This is a genomic window from Streptomyces sp. NPDC055632, assembly GCF_053618675.1.
Genome location: NZ_JBSHHY010000019.1, coordinates 57,797 through 75,966, shown reverse-complemented (window position 1 = coordinate 75,966; position 18,170 = coordinate 57,797). Strand labels below are relative to the sequence as shown.

At 74.7% G+C, this 18,170-nt stretch carries 15 protein-coding genes; 1 reads left to right on the top strand and 14 read right to left on the bottom strand.

Annotation, left to right across the window (positions count from 1 at the left end):
* The 6 genes from ACWGSR_RS23510 to ACWGSR_RS23485 form a co-directional block, all read right to left on the bottom strand.
* On the bottom strand, positions 1-774 hold the full coding sequence (locus ACWGSR_RS23510) for a thioesterase II family protein (RefSeq protein ID WP_453568704.1): 774 nt from the start codon (positions 772-774) through the stop codon (positions 1-3).
* The gene (locus ACWGSR_RS23505; RefSeq protein WP_376232802.1) at positions 771-1,427 is read right to left on the bottom strand and encodes a 4'-phosphopantetheinyl transferase family protein; all 657 of its coding nucleotides are present in this window, start codon (positions 1,425-1,427) and stop codon (positions 771-773) included. The genes ACWGSR_RS23510 and ACWGSR_RS23505 overlap by 4 nt, the downstream gene beginning before the upstream one ends.
* Complete coding sequence (locus tag ACWGSR_RS23500) at positions 1,424-3,037, bottom strand: amino acid adenylation domain-containing protein (protein WP_453568702.1); 1,614 nt, start codon at positions 3,035-3,037, stop codon at positions 1,424-1,426. The genes ACWGSR_RS23505 and ACWGSR_RS23500 overlap by 4 nt, the downstream gene beginning before the upstream one ends.
* Positions 3,034-6,195 (bottom strand): non-ribosomal peptide synthetase, encoded by a 3,162-nt coding sequence (locus tag ACWGSR_RS23495; protein WP_453568700.1) that lies wholly within the window; start codon positions 6,193-6,195, stop codon positions 3,034-3,036. The genes ACWGSR_RS23500 and ACWGSR_RS23495 overlap by 4 nt, the downstream gene beginning before the upstream one ends.
* A 12-nt stretch (positions 6,196-6,207) precedes the next feature.
* The gene (locus ACWGSR_RS23490) at positions 6,208-6,477 is read right to left on the bottom strand and encodes an acyl carrier protein (RefSeq protein WP_376232805.1); all 270 of its coding nucleotides are present in this window, start codon (positions 6,475-6,477) and stop codon (positions 6,208-6,210) included.
* A gap of 122 nt (positions 6,478-6,599) precedes the next feature.
* A complete protein-coding gene (locus tag ACWGSR_RS23485; RefSeq protein ID WP_376232807.1) occupies positions 6,600-7,520 on the bottom strand; it encodes a LysR family transcriptional regulator in 921 nt (306 codons plus the stop codon).
* A gap of 213 nt (positions 7,521-7,733) precedes the next feature.
* Here ACWGSR_RS23485 and ACWGSR_RS23480 point away from each other — a divergent pair, with 213 nt between their 5' ends.
* Positions 7,734-7,943 carry a hypothetical protein gene (locus tag ACWGSR_RS23480; protein ID WP_453568697.1) on the top strand — a complete coding sequence of 70 codons (210 nt, stop codon included), beginning with the start codon at positions 7,734-7,736 and terminating at the stop codon, positions 7,941-7,943.
* On the opposite strand, the gene ACWGSR_RS23475 is transcribed toward ACWGSR_RS23480, so the two are convergent.
* The 8 genes from ACWGSR_RS23475 to ACWGSR_RS23440 all read right to left on the bottom strand — a co-directional run bounded on the left by ACWGSR_RS23475 (position 7,937) and on the right by ACWGSR_RS23440 (position 18,093).
* Positions 7,937-10,870, bottom strand: coding sequence for an AfsR/SARP family transcriptional regulator (locus ACWGSR_RS23475; RefSeq protein WP_453568808.1), 2,934 nt, complete (start codon positions 10,868-10,870; stop codon positions 7,937-7,939). The genes ACWGSR_RS23480 and ACWGSR_RS23475 overlap by 7 nt on opposite strands.
* Before the next feature lie 72 nt (positions 10,871-10,942).
* Positions 10,943-11,356 carry a nuclear transport factor 2 family protein gene (locus tag ACWGSR_RS23470; protein ID WP_376232812.1) on the bottom strand — a complete coding sequence of 138 codons (414 nt, stop codon included), beginning with the start codon at positions 11,354-11,356 and terminating at the stop codon, positions 10,943-10,945.
* Between the two features lie 22 nt (positions 11,357-11,378).
* Entirely contained in the window at positions 11,379-12,977 is a 1,599-nt protein-coding gene (locus ACWGSR_RS23465; RefSeq protein WP_453568695.1) for an AMP-binding protein, read from the bottom strand.
* Positions 12,978-13,070: 93 nt separating this feature from the next.
* A complete protein-coding gene (locus ACWGSR_RS23460) occupies positions 13,071-13,592 on the bottom strand; it encodes a flavin reductase family protein (RefSeq protein WP_376232815.1) in 522 nt (173 codons plus the stop codon).
* A 10-nt stretch (positions 13,593-13,602) separates the two neighbouring features.
* Positions 13,603-15,183: an amino acid adenylation domain-containing protein gene (locus ACWGSR_RS23455; protein ID WP_453568693.1), complete on the bottom strand. Its 1,581-nt coding sequence runs from the start codon at positions 15,181-15,183 to the stop codon at positions 13,603-13,605.
* A complete protein-coding gene (locus tag ACWGSR_RS23450; RefSeq protein ID WP_453568691.1) occupies positions 15,183-16,307 on the bottom strand; it encodes a hypothetical protein in 1,125 nt (374 codons plus the stop codon). Before ACWGSR_RS23450 ends, ACWGSR_RS23455 begins: the two co-directional genes overlap by 1 nt.
* Positions 16,304-16,909, bottom strand: coding sequence for a 4'-phosphopantetheinyl transferase family protein (locus ACWGSR_RS23445; RefSeq protein ID WP_453568689.1), 606 nt, complete (start codon positions 16,907-16,909; stop codon positions 16,304-16,306). Before ACWGSR_RS23445 ends, ACWGSR_RS23450 begins: the two co-directional genes overlap by 4 nt.
* Positions 16,906-18,093 carry an acyl-CoA dehydrogenase gene (locus ACWGSR_RS23440; protein ID WP_376232821.1) on the bottom strand — a complete coding sequence of 396 codons (1,188 nt, stop codon included), beginning with the start codon at positions 18,091-18,093 and terminating at the stop codon, positions 16,906-16,908. Before ACWGSR_RS23440 ends, ACWGSR_RS23445 begins: the two co-directional genes overlap by 4 nt.
* Between the last annotated feature and the right edge of the window lie 77 nt (positions 18,094-18,170).

The following is an 18,170-nucleotide window of genomic DNA, read 5'->3' as shown; positions in this document are numbered from 1 at the left end:
TCAGCCCCTGCCCTGGGCGGCTGACGCGGTCAGGATGCGCTCCGAGAGGCGGGCGAGGAGTTCCGGGGCCCGGTCCTGGAGGTAGAAGTGCCCGCCGGGCAGGGCCAGTTCCTCGGTGCTCCGCGACGAGTGGCGGGCCCATTCGGCGGCCGGGCCCGCCGCGTCCTCGTCGTCGGTGCCGTAGGCCACGACGAGCGGCACGTCGAGGGGTTCGGCCGGGGCCGGCCGGTAGGTCTCGATGAGGGTGTAGTCGGCGCGGAGGGCCGGCAGGAGGAGTTCCCGCAGTTCCGGTTCGGCGAGGAGCGCGCTGTCGGCCGCGCCCATGTCCAGGACGTCGGCGACGATCGCGTCGTCGCCCCGGAGGTGGATCGTGCCGGCGGGCGGGAGGCGGTGCGGCGGCGGGAAGCCGCTGACGACGAGCCCGGCCGGCCGTACCCCGTGCGCGTCGGTCAGGACGCGGGCCGTCTCGTAGGCGACGGCGGCGCCCATGCTGTGTCCGAAGAGCCACAGGGGCCGGTCCGCGAGGGGGGCGAGGGCCTCGGCCACCTGCCGGGCCATGTCCGGCATGGCGGTGACGGCGGGGTCCGTGAAGCGGTGGTGGCGGGCGGGGTAGCAGATCGCGTGGGCCTCGACGGCGGGGTCCAGGTGCCGGGGCCAGTCGCGGAAGAAGGACGGCGAGCCGCCGGCGTGCGGCAGGCACACGAGCCGGGCGAGCGGTGTCCCCCGGTCCTGGTCGGCGGTCCGGAGCGGGTGCAGCCAGTGCTGCTCGGTCACGGGGGTGTTCCTCTCTCCGTGCTGCTGAAGGCGCAGCTCAGGGGTATCGGTGACTGCTGTCGCAGGCTCACCCAGCGGTACGCGCCCCAGGTTCCGGCGCGGGCGCCCGGGGGGACGTCGAGGGTGAGGGCGGGGCCCGCGAGACCGGTTCCGAGGGCTTTGCCGCAGGCCTCCTTCACGGTCCACATCCAGGTGAACTCGCGGGCCCGGTCTGCCGGGGGCAGTGCGGTGAGCGCCTCGTGGTGGGCGGGGGCGCACCAGTGGATCACCGGGTCGGTCACGTCCGGGGGCGGGGACTGGACGTCGACGCCGACGGCGCGGCCGTGTGCGACGCCGACGGCGCAGGCCTCGGCCACGTGGCTGACGCTGATGCCCAGGCCGGGGTGGCCGAGGAGGGTCGGGCGGCCGGACGGCGTGTAGCCGATGGCGGCGCCGGCCGCGGCGGGGAAGCGGTCCCGAAGGAGGGCGCGCAGCAGACCGCGCGCCCGCAGCCGGTCCGTCCGCCGCCGGGGCGGCAGCCGCCGGGCGTCGTCGTGGTCGGCGGCGGTCGCCCACCGGGCCGGGGCGGCGTCCCGGTGGGCGCGGGCCAGGGCGACCCACACGCCGGGCCCCACCTCGACGGAGGGCGGGGGCCCGGCGGGGGCCGGTGTCACGGGGTGTCGCCCGCCCCGGCCCGCACCCTGGCCCGGTCGACCTTGCCGGTGACGCCCAGCGGGAGGTCGGCGTGGAGCCTGAACTCGGAGGGCACCATGTAGTCCGGCAGGGTCCGCATCAGGGTTCCGCGCAGCGCGGAGCGGAAGACGACCGGGTCCTCGCGGTCCGCCGGGTCGGCCGGGACCACGTCCGCGACGAGCCGGTCGCCTCCGTCGGCCCGCTGTTCGACGCCGACGACGGCGGTGCGGACGCCGTCGGCGGCCTGGAGCGCCGCCTCGATCTCCTCCAGTTCGATGCGGAAGCCGCGGATCTTGACCTGCCGGTCGGCGCGGCCGAGGAAGAGGAGCTCCGGGCCCCGGACGGCGACCAGGTCGCCGGTCCGGTAGTACGTGCCGTCGCGGCCGGGCAGGGTGACGAACCGCTGGTCGGTCAGGTCGGGCCGGCCGAGGTAGCCCTCGGCCACGCACGGGCCGCCCAGGTGGAGTTCGCCCGTGCCGCCGTCGCCGACCTCCTCGCCCGCCGCGTCCAGGACGACGGAGAGGTGGCCGGGCAGGCAGTGTCCGATCGGGACCCGGTCGCCCTGCCAGCCCTCGCCGATCCAGTACAGGGTGGCGGTGACGACGGTCTCGGTGGGGCCGTAGGTGTTGCAGACGGGGATCGATCCGAGCGGTCCGTTGGACCAGTGGCGGACCACCGCCGGGTTGACCGCCTCGCCGCCGAAGACGACGCCGCGCAGGGTGGCGAGGGAGGCGATGTCGTCCTCCGACAGCTCCTCGCCGAAGAAGGCCTCGAAGTAGGCGGTGGTGCAGGAGATGTACGTGACGCGGTGGGCGCGGACCCGCTCGAAGAGCTGGCGTCCGGTCCACAGGGCGGCGCCGCGCAGCAGGACCGTCCCGCCGCCGGCCATCGGGGCCCACATCTCCTCGACCGCCGCGTCGAAGCTGGGGGACGCGAAGGACAGCAGGACGTCCTCGGGGGTGAGGCCGTACGCCTCCAGGGCGCCGAGGAGGTGCACGGCGAGCGCGTGGTGGCCGACCGCGACGCCCTTGGGGCGTCCGGTGGAACCGGAGGTGTAGATGAGGTAGGCGCGGTCGCCGGCGGTCGCCCGGTGCGGGCGGATCCGCTCCTCCCTGGCGGCGAGCGCGTCCGGATCCGCGTCCTCGGCGGTGTCCGTCCCGTCGAGGACGACCCGTTCGGTGCGCAGACCGGTGTCGGGTCCGGTGCCGCTCCCGGCGGTGGCGAGGACGATCCGGGCGCCGGTGTCGTCGAGGACGTACCGCACGCGCTCCTCGGGCAGGCGCGGGTCGATCGGCACCCAGGCGGCGCCGGCCAGCCAGGCGCCCAGGGCGGCCGCCATGAACGCGGTGTTCCCGGGGCCCACGAGGGCGACCGTCTCCCCCCGGGAGCAGCCGTGCGCGAGGAGGCGTTCGGCGACCTCGTGCGCCGCGTCCCACAGCCGGCGGTACGAGATCCGGTCCGGGCCGCACAGCACGGCCGTGCGGTCCGGTGCCCGGCGGACGTGGCCCTCGATCAGGTCGAGGACGGTGTGGCCGGCGGGGAGCGGGGAGGCGGTGGACGGGGAGGCCGTGGACGGCAGGGTGGTGGTCATGTGGTCGCTCCGCGGTCGGTGGTGAGGTGGTCGGCAAGCGCCCGGATGGTGGGGGTCCGGAAGAACTCGACCACCGGCACGCGCACTCCGGTGCGTTCCGCGACGGTGTTCAGCAGCCGCAGGACGTCGAAGGAGTTGCCGCCGAGGAGGAAGAAGGACTCGTCGGCGCCGGTCGGCTCGCTGCCGAGCAGCTGGGTCCAGACGTCCCGGACCAGGGCCTCGGCCGGGCTCGGCGTCCAGGTCCCGGCCGGCTTCGCGGCGGTGGCCTCGGTGAACTCGCCGCGGTCGAAGCGGCGCAGCAGCGCCTTGCGGTCGATCTTGCCGTTGTCGGTGAGCGGCATGGCGTCGATGGTCAGGACGTGACGCGGGATCATGTACGGCGGCAGTTCGGCCCGGAGGGCGTCGCGCAGCTCCCGCGCGTCCACGGCCGCGCCGGGCGCGGGGAGGGCGAACAGGCACAGGGCGGCCCGTTCGCCGGTGCCGTGCACCGCGGCCGCGGCGGCGCGGAGGGCCGGCAGCTTCTCGGCGGCGAGCTCCAGTTCGCCCAGTTCGACGCGGTGGCCGCGGAGTTTGACCTGGGAGTCCCGGCGGCCGAGGAAGGCCAGGGTGCCGTCCTCGGAGAGGATCGCCAGGTCGCCGGTGCGGTAGACGCGGCCCGTGCCGTCCGGGGCGGGCAGGAACGCCGTCCCGGTCCGTTCGGGGTCGTTGAGGTAGCCCTCGGCCGGGCAGACGCCGCCGAAGTACAGCTCGCCGACCGCGCCGGGCGGCACGGGCCTGCCGTGCGGGTCGAGGAGGTGGGTGTCGACGCCGGGCAGGGTGTGTCCGATCGGCACGTGGGAGGGCCGGTCGTGGCCGGGTCCGCCGGTCAGGACGTGGCCGGTGACGGCGTGCGTCTCGGTGGGCCCGTACAGGTTGACCAGGGTGAGGTCCCCGTGGCGGTCCAGGAGCCGCCGGGAGCGGCTGTCCAGGTGGAGCTGCTCGCCGGAGACGCAGAGGTGCCGCACGTCCGTGAGCGGGTGGCCGCCGTCGTGGACGGCGTCGGCGAACGCGCCGAGGACGGCGACCGGCAGGTAGACGTGGGTGAGGCGCTCCTCCTCGACCAGGGCGGCGACCCGCGCGAGGTCGCGCCGGTCGATGTCGCCGAGGCCCTGGACCGTGCCGCCGGCCGCGAGGGTCGGGAAGATCTCCTGGTAGGAGACGTCGAACCCGAGCGGCGCGAACTGCAGGAAGCGGGTGAGGGGGCCCATCTGCAGGGTGTCGATCTGCCAGTGCAGGAGGTTGACCAGGGCGGGCTGGCCCATGAGGACGCCCTTGGGGCGGCCCGTGGAGCCGGAGGTGAACATGACGTAGACGGGGGCGGTGCCGTCCGGGGGCTCCGGCGCGGCGTCGGCGGAGCCCGCCTCCTGGAGGGCGGCGACGGTGGTGCGCTCCGGCTCGTCGGGCGTCACGCGCCGGGAGCCGATGACCAGCGAGCAGCCGGAGTGGCCGATCATGTAGCTCAGCCGGTCCTCGGGCAGGGTGGTGTCGACGGGCAGGTAGGCGGCGCCGCACCAGAGGACCGCCAGCATGGCCACGACGGTGTCCGCGAGGCTCTCCGGGACGACGGCGACGACGTCCCCGCGCCGTACCCCGCGGGCGTGCAGGGCGGCGGCGGCGCGGGCCGTGCGCCGCAGCAGCTCCGCGTAGGTGAGGCCGGGGCCGCGCGGGTCGGTGACGGCGAGCCGTTCGGGGTGCCGGTGCGCGGCCTCCCGGACCAGGCCGACCAGTCCGCCCGGACTGTCGGTGACGGCCTCGGCCGCGCGCCGGAAGCCGGGGACGGTACGGGTCTCCAGGCCGGCCGTCAGACGGTGCAGCGGGGTGCTCGGGTCGGCGGCCGCCCCGAGCAGCACCTGCCGGTACTCGTCGAGGAACCGCTCGGCGTACGGGGCGGGGAAGAGGTCCTCGTCGTACTCGACCTCGATCAGGAGCCCGTCCTCGACCGGGGTGGCGCCCAGCCAGAGGTCGAAGCGGGCCGCCTCCTGCGAGACGAAGCGGAGCGTGCCGCGCAGTCCGCCGGCGAACTCCAGCCGGGTGCGCAGCTCGTCCTGCATGGCGAACATCGACTGGAACAGCGGGTTGCGGTTGGTGGTGCGTTCGGGCGCGACCTCGGCCACCAGCGCGTCGAAGGGCACCGCCTGGTAGCGCTTCGCCTCGCGCACCACCTCGGTCACGGCCGCGACGTGCGCGTCGAACGGCACGTCGCCGGCCGGCAGGACCAGCGGCAGGGTGTTGACGAAGAACCCGGCGAGGTCGTGCGAGGCGATGGTGCGGCGGGTGGAGAACGGGCTGCCCACGACCACCCGGTCCTGGCCGGAGTACTCGCCGAGCAGGGCCGCGTAGCAGGCGAGCAGCACGGCGAAGGGGGTGGTGGACAGCGTGCGGGCGGTGCGCTCGACGAGCTCGCGCTCGTCGGCGCCGAGCAGCAGGTTCAGGTCCGCTCCGGCGAAGGACGTGTTCGCGGGGCGGGTGGGCGTCGCGTAGAGGGTGGTCGGCGGGACGCCCTCCAGTTCGGCGGCGAGCCGCTTGACCTCGCCGGCCTCGACGGCGGCCTCCGTCGCCCTTACCTGCGCGGCGAGTTCGGCGGCGAGGTGCCGTTCGCGCTCCGCGGCGGTCGGGCCGGCGGGGGCGGCCGGGCCGGGCGCCTCGACGGCGAGCCGGTAGCCCTCGGTCAGTTCGTCGAGCAGGGCGGTCATGGAGACGCCGTCGCTGACGGAGTGGTGGACGTTGCACAGCAGGGCGCTGCGGCCCGGTGCGGTGAGCAGCTTGAAACGGCACAGCGGTGCCGTCCGCAGGTCCACGGCGAGGCGGGCGAAGGCGGCGCTCTCCTCGTCCAGGTGCCGCTGCCAGTCGTCGCCCTCGGCCGTGCTGCCGGCCACTTCGAGGGGGACGGCGCCGGTCGGGGTGATGCGGGCCCTCGCCTCGCCGCCGTCGAGGGCGAACTCGGTGCGCAGGGTCGGCTGGAGGTCGAGGAGCCGGCGCAGGGCGGAGCGCAGTGCGTCGGGGTCCGCCTCGCCGTCGAAGGCGATGCGGAAGCTGATGTTGTAGAGGTCCTTGCGCTCCATGGCCTCCTGGATGAACAGCAGGCTGCGCTGGGAGGCCGTGACGGGGATGCCGCTCATGTCCCGCTCCCCTCAGTTCCAGGAGTCGACGAAGGCCACGAGGTCCGCGACCGTGACGACGTCGGCGAGCAGGTAGGGGTCGATCTCCTGCGTGGGGTCGGCGGCGAGGTCGCCGAGGATGCGCAGCAGCATGAGGGAGTCGACGCCGAGCGCGGTGAGTTCGGTGTCGGGTGTCAGTGGCTGCTCGCCGAGGCGCCGGGTGACGGCGGCGTGGACCCGGTCGGTGGTGGAGGCGGAGCCGGCGGGGTCGGGGAGGGACTGCTCCGTGGCGGAGACGGTCATGGGGCGGGGCCTTTCTTGGTACGGGAGAGGGAGCGGTGGTTCCGCTTCCGGTTCCGGGGGCCGGGTGCTGCTGTTTCCTGGGTCCGGGTGCCGCTTCCGGGTCGTGGTGCGGGGCCGGTCGGTCAGCCCGCGGCGAGGACGCGGTCGTCGTCGAGGTGTTCCGCGGCGACGTCCAGGGCGGTGGCCACCAGGGCGTCGAGGGCGCTGTTGGGGGTCCGGGTCCGTCGCCGTACGACCTGGGTGCACGTCTCGAACGGCGGCACCCAGTCGACGACGGCCAGGGTGCCGTCGGCGAGCTCCCGTTCGACCGAGACGAGGGGGATGAACGCCAGGCCGATGCCCAGGGCCACGCTGCGCTTGGCAGCGTCGATCGAGTCCAGGTCGAAGACGCGGGGGCGGTCCGGTCCGTCGAGCAGGCCGAGCGCCTGCTCGAACTGGAGCTGGTAGCCGGCCCGGGTGTCGGCCCGGATGATCGGCGTGGTCCGCAGCACGTCCCCGCCGACCGGGCCGCGACCGGTCACCGGGTGGCCGGGACTGCTCACGAGCACCATGGGCTCGGGGCACAGGACCTGGGTCTCCAGGCCCTCGTGCTCCTCCGGTGAGCCGACGACGAAGGCGCAGTCCAGGCGCCCCTCGCGGACGGCCGCGACGGCGTCCGGGCCGGCGCCGGCGTGCAGGGCGACCTGGACGTTGGGATAGCGGCGGTAGAGGTACTCGACCATCGGCAGCAGGCGGTAGCTGGTCAGGCTCTCCACCGTTCCGACGTCGACCCGGCCGTGCGGCTGGCCCCCGGCGACGATGGCCTGCCGGGCGCGGCCCGTGAGCGAGATGATCTCCCGTGCGTAGGGCAGGAGCTGACGGCCGGCGGCGGTGGGTCTCACCCCGCTCGGCAGGCGCTCGAGGAGGGTGACCCCGAGTCCCTGCTCCAGGGACTTCACACGCGTGGTGACCGTCGGCTGCGACAGGTTCAGCCGGGCGGCCGCCCTGGTGAAGCTTCCGATGTCCACCACGGCCACGAAGGCGTGGAGTTGAGGAGTGTCCACAGTCCGAATCCTCTCTGTACAGAACAGGACTGCTGTGCGGATCCCCATGCTTCGCAGACGCCCTATCGGTGCCCTACTGATCCGGTACTGGTCTCTCCGCCGCGACGGGGAGCGGTGCGGGGCCGGACCGATAGCCGATGAGTGGCGGCGGTCCGTACCTTTCTGAACAGCCGGCACCCCGGCCCGTCCACCACCACACACGGGGAGATTCCAGTGCGCATCCGCCTCGCGGTCCTCCACACCGCCCTCCTGATCACCGCCACGGTCACCGCCACGGTCACGGCCCTCGGCGCACCGTCCACCGGCGGGGCCGCCGCGGCCGAGCAGGTGCGGACCGTCGCCGGTGACACCCCGTGGCCCCAGCCCACCCCCTCGCCCGCCCCGGCCGGTGACACCCCGTGGCCCGGCGGCGGGGGTCAGTGACGCACGGCGTCCGAGTCCTCGCGTCCGGGCCCGGCGTGGGCCGGCGGTCCGCTCTGGTCGGCTTCCAGCTGGGCCAGTTCGAGGCGGACCTCGGCCGCGCCGACCAGGTCCATCGTCCGCTCGCGGATGGACGCCACCTCGCGCAGCAGGCGCTGCGCCGTGGTGAACCGTCCCAGCCGGGCGTTGACCGATCCCAGCCGGTGCAGGATGCGGGACTCGCCCGCGATGTCCCCGCGTGAGCGCACCAGGTCCAGGACGTTGCGCAGCAGCCGTTCGGCCTCCGGGTAGCACGCGCGGCGCTGCATGAGGTCGCTCATCACGAACCGCACCTGCGCCTCCATCCGCTCGTTGCCGGCCCGCCGGCAGATGTCCAGCGCCCCGTCGAGCAGTTGCTCCGCGTCGTCCAGGCGGTCCTGGTCGAGGGCGAGGCGGGCGAGGTGGGCGAGGGTGTTGGTCTGGCCGACGTGGTCGTCGACCGCCTGGAAGTCCGCCACCGCCTGCCGGTGCAGCGCCAGGGCCGCCCGCTGGTCCCCCTGGCGCTGCGCCAGCATGGCCAGGTTGCGCCGGACCAGCGCGAGGCCCCGGACGTCGCCCAGCTCCGAGAACGCCTCCCGGGCCGGTTCGAGGGCCGCGCGCGCCCGGGTCGGCCGGGAGCGGGTGAGGTGGAGCGAGCCCAGCGAGCACATGACGGCCGCCCGGCCCCGGATCAGGCCCGCCCTCGTGGTCGCTTCGAGGGCCTTCTCGTGCGTGCGCTGCCAGTCGTCGAAGTAGCAGCGTGACTCGAACATCGTGACCAGGGTGACGGCCAGGTCCCAGCACGCCTCCGCCTGTCCGGTCGCCGCCGCCAGGTCCACGACGTGGCAGAGGTTGGCCCGTTCGGTCTCCAGCCAGGACAGCGGCTCCCGCAGGAGCCGGTCCGTCCGCGCCTCGGGCAGGTGCCAGCGCGGGGCGTCCCCGTGCAGGATGGTGAAGTCCCCTCCGTACAGGCGCCGGTGGGCCTCGTCGGCCAGGGCGAGCCAGCCGCCGACGAGCCGGGTGAGGGCGAGGTCGGCCCGGTCCCGGTCGGCGTGCCGTTCCAGCTCCTCGCGGGCGAACAGGCGGACCAGGGCGTGCAGCCTGTAGTGGGGCTCGGTGGGGGACGCGGTGCCGTCGACCTCCAGCATCTGGGCGTCCACCAGCGATTCCAGCAGGTCCCCGGCGCGGAACAGGTCGGCGTCCAGGAGGGCGGCCGCCACCCAGGTGGGCACGGAGCCGCCGTCCTGGAGGCCGAGCAGCCGCAGCAGCCGGCGGCCCTCCTCGGTCAGCCCGTCGTAGGTGAGCGCGAGGCTGGAGCGGATGGCCAGTTCGCCGTGGGACAGTTCGTCCAGCCGGTGCCTCTCGTCGGAGAGCCGGTCGCGCATCCACGCGAGGGACCAGTTGGGGCGGGCGGCCAGGCGGGCGGCGATGATCCGCAGGGCCAGCGGCAGCCGTCCCACCAGCCGTACCAGGTCCGCGGCCACCTCGGGCTCCGCCGCGACGCGTTCCGCGCCGATGACCGCGGCCAGCATGTCGATCGACTCCTCGGGGCTGCACACGTCCACGTGCAGGAACCGGGCGCCGGGCAGTCCGGTGATGCCGGCCTGTCCGGTGACGATGACGGAGGAGGTGCCGTTGCCGGGCAGGAGGGGGCGGACCTGCTGGGGGCCGGAGGCGTTGTCGAGCACGATCAGCATCCGTTTGTCGGCCAGCAGGCCGCGGTACATCTCGGCGCGTTCCTCGATCGGGCCGGGGATCTGCGCGCCGGGTATGCCGAGCGCGCGCAGGAACCGGCCCAGGGCGTCGAGGGCGGTGGCCGCCGAGGGGTCGGCGTCGGCGAGGTCGCAGTAGAGCTGTCCGTCGGGGAAGGCGCGGGCCAGGCGGTGTCCGAGGTGGACGGCGATGGTGCTCTTGCCGACGCCGGACGGTCCGGCGAGGACCGCGATCGGGGTCGGCCGTCCGTCGCCGCCCGCGAGGAGCAGTTCCTCGGCGGCCTGCACGATCTGGGTGCGGCCGGTGAAGTCGGCGTTGTCGGCCGGTAACTGGAAAGGAACGATTCTGCCGGGAGGGTCCAGGGCCTCGGAGGGTGCCCCGGCGCGGTGCGGGGAGGTCGGCGCGGGGCGGTCGGCGGCCGGCCGGGGGTGGGGCGGGCGCAGTTCCGGGTCGGCGGCCAGGATCGCGGACTCCAGCTCCCGCAGCTCGTCGCCCGGTTCGATGCCCAGCTGCTCGACGAGGATGGTCCGCCCCTCCCGGAAGGCCTCGAGCGCCTCGGCCTGCCGGCCCGAGCGGTACAGGGCCAGCATCAGCCGGCCGCGCAGCGGTTCGCGCAGCGGGTACGCGGCCACCAGGGCGGAGAGTTCGGGGATGAGGCGGGCGTGCCGGCCGAGCCGCAGTTCCAGGTCGGCGTAGGTCTCCAGGTTGATCAGCCGGTACTCGTCGAGCCGGGCCGCCATGGACTGGAGCCGTTCGCTGCGGCACCCGCTGAGCGCGGGGCCGCGCCACAGGTCGGCCGCCCGCCGGGTGAGCGCGGCGGCCTCCTCCAACCGGCCGGCCTCCGCCGCTTCGTGCGCCTCCCTGCGGTACCGGGAGAAGAGCGCCGCGTCCAGCAGGTCCCCGGTCGCCTCCAGGACGTATCCCGGTTCCCGGGTGAGCAGCCGGGCGCCCTCCCCGATCACCGAGAGGTTGGCGCGCAGCGCGGACACGCACATCTGCACCTGGGTGCGGGCGGTCACCGGCGGCGCCTCGCCCCAGATGGCGTCGATGAGACTTTCCGTACTGAGCACCCGGTTAACTTCCAGAAGAAGCGCGCCGAGCACGACTTGCTGGCGTCCCCGGGGAATGCGACAGGCCTCACCCGACGCTCCCGTTACCTGTAGCGGCCCGAGGACGCGGTAAATGGGTTCGTCGGCCATCGTCGGCATATCGGTGCGGCTCCCTTTCGCGGGCTTGCCAAACTAACATGCCCCCGGCAGTCCGGTGAGGGCCTATGACTCCATGGATACGATTCGGCCAGTTCCCGTCCCGGTATCGGCCTCATCAGGGATGATCCGCGAAACATACGTCTGCCGGGAAACGATCAGGCCACATTCCGACATGACGAAGATGGCCGCGAAATCCACTTCCGGACATCCTGGTTCCGGTTGACGAAGAATGCCCGTGACCACCATTCTTCCCGCCGCGCTCCAGATCTCGTCGAGCGTATAGACGAACCGTCTGCGCTTTTCCGCCGCTATCACCTCCTCCCGCCCCGATGCCGCCGCGCCGTCCGGTCCCCGGAAGACGACGTCGGCGTCGAGGAGCGAAGCGAGGGCGTCGTAGTCGCGTGCGTTGAGATACGCATAACTGAGGTATACGTGGTCCGCGGGCGCTGTTTTCGGCCACCGTTCGGTCCGGTTCACCGTGTCCCCCTCCCCCGCCGGCTCAGCAGGTCCCGGCGAGCAGCGTCGCCAGCGCCCTGCGGTCCGCCTTGCCGTTCGTCGAGACCGGCATCGCGGCGAGGACGTGGACCGTGTCGGGGACCATGTAGTGCTGGAGCGACGCGGCACAGAAGTCGGTCAGCCGGCCGTCGTCGAGGGGGTCCGCGCCGTCCCGCGCCACCACGCAGGCCGCGAGCCGGGGCTCGTCCCCCTCCCGTTCGACCAGGAGGACCACGGCCTCGGCGACCTCGGGGTGTTCGCGCAGCCGGCGCTCGATCTCGCCGAGTTCCACGCGGTTGCCCCGGATCTGCACCTGGGAGTCGGCCCGTCCGCAGAAGTAGAACTCGCCGTGCGGCCCCCGGTACGCCAGGTCGCCCGTCCGCAGCACCAGTTGGCCCGAGCGCGGCTCGGCCGGGTCGGGCACCCGCGCGGCGGCCGACGCCACGGGGTCGTCCCAGTAGCCGGTGAACAGGGCCGGGGTGCGCAGGTGGATCTCGCCCGGGACGCCGGCCTCCTCGATCAGCCGGCCGGTCTCGTCGGCCAGGAGCATCTCGGCGCCCCGGTGGGCGTACCCGATGGACAGCTTCTCCAGGTCGGCGGGGATCGGGCGGGGGACGTCGGTGAAGGAGCAGGCCATCGACTCGGTCGCGCCGTAGCAGTTGATCAGCCGGGCCTGCGGCAGCAGCCCCTGGAGCGCGCGGAGTTCGGGCAGCGGGAAGTCCTCGCCGCAGAAGAGCACGCCGCGCACCCCGGTGAGCTCGGCCAGCCGGTCGGGCAGGTGGCGCAGGCTCTGCCGCCAGATCGACGGCACGCCGTTGACCTGGGTGGCGCCGGTGTCGGCGAGGACCCGCAGGAAACGGCTGGGCCAGCGCAGCAGACCGCGCGGCACCGGCACCACCGCGGCGCCGCTGCCCAGGGCGAGGCCGATGTCGAGGAGCGAGAAGTCGAACTGGAGGGGCGAGGTGGTCGCGACCCGGTCCCCCGGGCCCACGATGCCCTGGTCCAGCATGCCGCGGTAGAAGGAGGTGACCGCCCGGTGGCTCATCACGACGCCCTTGGGGCGTCCGGTGCTGCCGGAGGTGAAGATCATGTAGGCGGTGTCGGTCGGGCACAGCTCGGACCTGCGGCGGGTCCGCGGGTGCGGGGGCCGCTCCAGGCGCAGCCGGCCGGAGCCGAACCGGGCCGTTCCCGCCGTCCCCGGCACGTCCTCCCGTTTGCCCTCCTCGGTCTGGAGGTGCAGGGCGGCGCCGGTGGTCTCCATGATCGTCCGCAGCCGCTGGTCGGGGGTCTCCGGACTGACCGGGACGAACGGCAGGCCCGCCGTCGAGCAGGCGAGGAGCAGCGCGATCGAGTGGGCCGAGGTGTCGGACTCCAGGATCACCCTGTCCCCGATGTCGAGACCGAGCGCGTCGAGGTCGGCTGCGTACGTCCGGACGAGGTCGGCCAGTTCGCCGTAACGGGTGGTCCGCACGGAGCCGTTCGCGACGAACTCGACGACGGCCGGGCTGTCCGGGGCGGCGGGCGCGGTGGACAGGAGGAAGGAGTGCAGCAGTTCGTGACGGGTGTCGAGGGGACCTGCGGCGGTCTGGGTGGACGGTGTCACGGGAGGGGTCTCCTGGGTCTGTCGAAGAGTCGGAGGGGAGGAGGGTGGAGTGTGAGGGGGAAGGAAGGCGGCGGCGAAGAGGCCGCGGAGAGGTCAGAGCGCGGGGAAGTCCGCCGGTGCGAGCCGGTGCGCCTGTCCGTCGAGGAGCACCATGGGGGCGTCCGGGGCGTGCTCGGCCCGTTCGGCGGTGCCGATGAGCAGGGTGTGGTCCAGGGCCTCGACGGTGTCGCGGAGCCGGCACACCACGGTGGCCGAGCAGTCGTCCAGTACCGGGACGCCGTCCGTCCAGGAGTGGGAGACGCCGTCGAACCGGCGTTCCGGGTCACCGGTGGCGAACCGCTGGGCGAGCGCGCGCTGTTCCCAGGCCAGGGCGTTGACCGCGAAGGCGCCGGAGGCGCGGATCTCCCGGAGGGTGCGGCTCTCGCTGCGCAGCGAGACGAGGACGCTCGCCGGCGAGAGCGAGAGCGAGAGCACGGCGGTGGCCGTGCATCCGGCGGGGCCGCCGGCCGTCCCGGTGGTGATCACCGTGACGAAGCTCGGGAAGCGCCCCATGGTGCGGCGGAAGGCCCCCTGGTCGAGCAGGGGCGCGCCGGGAAGGGTGGTGTCGATGGTCATGGTTCGCCTCTCAGGCCGCTTCCGGTCGGGACAGGGAGGCGACCAGGGCGGCCCGGTCGACCTTTCCGTTGGCGTTCAGCGGCAGGGCCTCGGTGAACCCGACGGTGGCCGGCACCATGTAGGCGGGCAGCTTCTCCCGCAGGGCGTCGAGGAGTTCGGCCGGGTCCGCCGGGCCGCCGGTGCAGACCGCGCGCAGCACGGGCTCGCCCTTGCGGCCGGGCACGGCCAGGACCACGGCGTCGGTCACGCCGGGCTGCCGCGTCAGCAGGAGCTCGATCTCGCCCAGTTCCACCCGGTAGCCGTGGATCTTCAGCTGGTGGTCGATCCGGCCCAGGTGCACCAGCACCCCGTCGGCCTGTCGCCGCACCCGGTCGCCGGTGCGGTACCAGTGCTCCGGGGTGAGGGGCCCGGAGCCGTCGTACGCGGTGGCCCGCCGGCCGTCGAAGGCGTGGAAGCGGCCGGCGTCGTCCGCCGGGTCGAGGTAGCCGGGGAAGCGCTGGCTGCCGCGCACGCACAGCTCTCCCTCGTCGGCGGGGCGCCCGTCGTCGTCCAGGACCAGGTGTTCCTGGCCGGGGTACGGGGTGCCGATGGGCACGGTTCCGTTGCCGGTGTCCGGCCAGTCGGCGGGGTCGGCCGGGAGCCGGTACTCGGTCCAGGTGACGGTCATCTCGGTGGGGCCGTAGATGTTCTCCAGCACGCTGTTCGGGGCGGCGGCGGCCCAGGCCCCGGCGTGCGCCGTCTTCAGTGCCTCGCCGCAGAACAGGCTCCACCGGAGGGTGGGCATGGAGCCGGGTTTCAGGGCGCGCAGCCGCATCGCGATGGCCGCGACGGAGGGCACCGAGTTCCAGTGGGTGATCCGCCGCTCGTTGACGTAGCGCACCGGGGAGAGGACGTCGTCGCGGGTCGGCACGACCAGGGTGGCGCCCGAGCCCCAGGCCGCGAACATGTCGTACACCGACGGGTCGAAGGTGAGGTCGAAGGTCTGCGACACCCGGGCGCCGGGGCCGAGCCCGTACCGGGGTATGACGTGGCCGAGGTAGGCGGCGACGTTGTCGTGGGTGACGGGGACGCCCTTGGGGCGGCCGGTGGAGCCGGAGGTGAACAGGATGTACGCGAGGTCGTCGCCGGAGACGGCGGGGGCGGGCGGCGGGGCGGGCTCGGCAAGCTCGGCGGGCGGGTCGAGGAGGTCCCGGTCGGTGAGCCGGAGCACCGGGACGGGCAGGGCGTCCAGGTCGGGCAGGGACGCGTCGGCGAGCACCAGGTCGAGTCCGGCCTCCTTCGCGACGTCGCCGCTGCGGGCGAGGGGGAAGGCGGGGTTCAGCGGCACCACCGTGGCGCCGAGCCGGAGGATCCCCAGGTAGCCGGCGTACGCGAGGACCGAGCGCGAGGCGAGCAGTCCCACCCGGGCCGGCCGGCCGGCGTGCCGGGCGAGGACCGTCCCGGCGACGGTGTCGGCGAGGGCGGAGAGGGCGGCGTAGCCCAGGTGGTGGCCGTCGACCTCCAGGGCGGTGCGGCCGTCCCCGTGGCGGTGCGCGGACCGGGCGAACCAGTCGTGGAGCCGGGGTTGCGGTGCCTCGGGACGTACGGACATCAGCGCTGTTCCTCCTTCTGTACGCGGGTGGTGGCGGCGACGAGGCCGGCGAAGGCCCGCGCGACCACGCCGGGCCGGGGGCGGCCGCGTTCGGCCGAGGTGACGGCGAAGCGGAGCGAGCGGGGCAGCTCGCCCCAGGCGTCCGCGGCGGCCTCCGCGGCCGTCCGGGAGACCGCTCCGGTGCGGGCCAGCAGGTCCAGGCGGTGGCGCTGGTGACGGGCGACGGCCCACAGGTCGTCGGCGTGGGCGGCCAGCAGGTCGGGGTCCGCGCCCAGCCGGTCGGCGAGGAACCCGAGGGTCTCCGACGGCTCGTGCAGCCAGCGGCCCCCGGGCGGGGCGGTGGCGGCCGGGGCGGAGTGCCGTGCCAGCCAGCCGTAGTGGTCCGGGGCGGGCGTCTCCGAGGCCTCGCCGAGGGCGTGGACGTCGCGCAGGGCGTACTGCGGTGCCAGGGTGCCCAGCGGGGTGAGCAGGGAGCGCAGGGCGGTGTCGTCGACGACGCCGGTGTGGGGGTGCTGCTCGCCCTCCGGGAGGAGGGCGGCGAACCGGTCCGTGACCCGCCAGGCGCCGGGGCCGCCGGGCACCGGCTCCAGCAGGATCCAGTGGGCCGCCGTGGAGGTCCCGTACGCCGGGGACCAGGGGACGGTGCGGGTGTTGGCGACGGCGAGGACGCGGCCGTTCCGGTCGGCCTCCGCGCGCAGGGCGGCCAGCGCCTCGGGCCAGTGGGCGGCGCCCCGGTGGACCAGCCCGCCGGAGCCGGCCGTGAGGTCGATCCGGTGGTGGTGGGAGAACGCGAGGCGGCCGCTGGGGTGGTCGGTGCGGACCGCGAGCCGGACGGCCTCGGCGAGCCGGTCGGCGACGTCGGGCAGCTCCGGCTCCAGGTAGGCGACCAGGGCGGCGGTGTAGCAGCTCAGCTCCGGCGGGCCGGGCCGGGTGGTCGGGCCCGCCGGTACGGGCGCCGGGGTGTTCTCCGTACGGGTCGGGGGGTCGTTCGCGGGGTCGGGCGTGGAGTCGTGCGTGCGGTCGTTCGCGAGGTTTTCCTCGGGGTCGTTCGCGAGGTCGTTCTCGGGATCGTTCGCGAGGTCTTTCTCAGCGTCGTTCACGAGGTCGTTCGCCACGCCGTTCATCCGGCCGCCTCCCATGCGCAGCTCAGGGGTGTCTCCGATGTGTCGCGCAGACTGCGCCAGGTGAAGTTCTTCCAGGTGCCCTCCCTCTGGCCGAGGCCCACGTCGACGGTCCAGGGGCCGCCGGCGAGGCCGCTGCCCTCGGCCTTCACACAGGCCTCCTGGGCGGTCCAGATCCAGGCGAACGCCAGGGAGCGCTCGGCGGGCGGCAGGGCGTTGACGGCCTCGTGCCCGGCGCGGACGCAGCGGCGGACGACGCCGGGGGCGAGGTGCGGGGCGGGCTGCTGGACGTCGACGCCGACGGCGCGGCCCACGGCGACGGCGGTCGCGAAGTGTCCCTCGTCGTGGGCGACGCTGATGCCGAGGTCGGGCCGGTCGGGCAGGTGGGGCTTGCCGTGGGGCCCGGGGGCCACCCGCAGGCGTTCGGCCCCGGGCGCGACCTCCGCGAGGAGCGTGCGCAGCAGGGCCCGGCCGGCGAGGAACTCCTCCGCCCGCCAGGCCACCATGCCGGCGGCGGCCGCGAGGTCGTCCGGATGGCCGCGCGGCGGTGCGGTGACGCGTCCCGACGCGGTCCACACGTCGGGGACGATCTCGATGACGTTCATGAGGGCAGCTCCGCGAGGAGGGGGTCGGCGGCTCCGGCCACGGCCGCGAGCACGATCTCCGTGGTGCCGCCGCCGATGCCCCACAGGGCCGCCTGGGCCCGGGTCCACTGGGCGCCGGAGGTCGTGAAGCCCTCGGCGCCCTGGAGCTGGGCGCACTCGGCCAGGACGGCGTCGACCGTCTTCGCCGCGCTCGCCTTGAGCAGGGCCGCCGCGGCGGTGTCGTGGCGCTCGGCGACGCGGTCGCCGAGCCGGTGGGCGAGCGCGGCGAGTTCGTGCGTACGGAGCAGGCAGGCGGCGAAGCGCTGCCGCACGCTCTCCAGCTGCCACAGGGTGCCGTCGCCGTAGGCGCGTTCCTGGAGGCGCCGCTTCGTCCCGCGCAGCGTCCGCGCGCACAGGGCCACGCCCCAGAGGGTGCCGGTCAGGCGTTCCACCGCGATGTGCGCCGCGAAGGAGGTCATGCCGCGTCCGACCCGGCCGACGACGTGCTCCCGGGGCAGCCGGACCCCGTCCAGGCGGACGTGTCCGGTGCCGGAGCCGTCGAAGAGCGCGGTGTCGGCCGGTTCGACGCTCACCCCGGGCGCGTCGGCCGGGACCAGGACCCAGGTGAAGCTGGTGAAGTGGCGGCCCTCGCGGTGGCGGGCCAGGACGAGCAGGTGGTCGGCGTACAGGGCTCCGGTGATCCAGCGTTTGGTGCCGGTCACCGTCACTCCGTCGTCCTCGACGGCCACGGTGGTGCCGAGGCCCGCGAGGTCGGCGCCGGAGCCCTCGTCGGTGGCTGCGAGCGCGACGACGGCGCGGCCGGCGAGGGCGTCCCGCAGGGCGCGCGCGGCCGGGTCGCCGCCGAGGGCGAGCAGGGGGACGGAGGTGGCTAGCTGGACGCACACCGAGAGCGTGGCGCCGATCCCGAAGCGGGCGTCGACGTCGGTCATGAGCCGGCCGAGCGCGTCGGGGACGACGCCGGAGGCCGGGTCGCCGTCGCGGTAGACGGCGGCCAGCCGGCCGGAGCCGCCGAGCGCGGCCCAGATCCGGCGCCCGTCCGCCCCGGGCGGCAGCGCGTCGAGCGCGGTGGTGCCGGGAGCGGGGACGGGCCGGTCGGAGGCGGGTCGGGCGGAGACTGGCTGGGTGGGAAAGGGCCGGGCGGAGACGGGCTCGGCGGGAACGGACTCGGCGAGTACGGGCGTCACGGGAACGGGCTGGATGGGGGCGGGTATTGAGCGGTCGGTCCCGGTGGGCGGTGGTGGTGCCGATCCGGCCGCGCCCC

Excerpts from the sequence above, each read along its gene's own strand:
- ACWGSR_RS23500 (WP_453568702.1), bottom strand. The coding sequence starts at position 3,037 with ATGACCACCACCCTGCCGTCCACGGCCTCCCCGTCCACCGCCTCCCCG.
- ACWGSR_RS23495 (WP_453568700.1), bottom strand. The coding sequence starts at position 6,195 with ATGAGCGGCATCCCCGTCACGGCCTCCCAGCGCAGCCTGCTGTTCATC.
- ACWGSR_RS23490 (WP_376232805.1), bottom strand. The coding sequence starts at position 6,477 with ATGACCGTCTCCGCCACGGAGCAGTCCCTCCCCGACCCCGCCGGCTCC.
- ACWGSR_RS23475 (WP_453568808.1), bottom strand. The coding sequence starts at position 10,870 with ATGGCCGACGAACCCATTTACCGCGTCCTCGGGCCGCTACAGGTAACG.
- ACWGSR_RS23460 (WP_376232815.1), bottom strand. The coding sequence starts at position 13,592 with ATGACCATCGACACCACCCTTCCCGGCGCGCCCCTGCTCGACCAGGGG.
- ACWGSR_RS23455 (WP_453568693.1), bottom strand. The coding sequence starts at position 15,183 with ATGTCCGTACGTCCCGAGGCACCGCAACCCCGGCTCCACGACTGGTTC.
- ACWGSR_RS23450 (WP_453568691.1), bottom strand. The coding sequence starts at position 16,307 with ATGAACGGCGTGGCGAACGACCTCGTGAACGACGCTGAGAAAGACCTC.
- ACWGSR_RS23445 (WP_453568689.1), bottom strand. The coding sequence starts at position 16,909 with ATGAACGTCATCGAGATCGTCCCCGACGTGTGGACCGCGTCGGGACGC.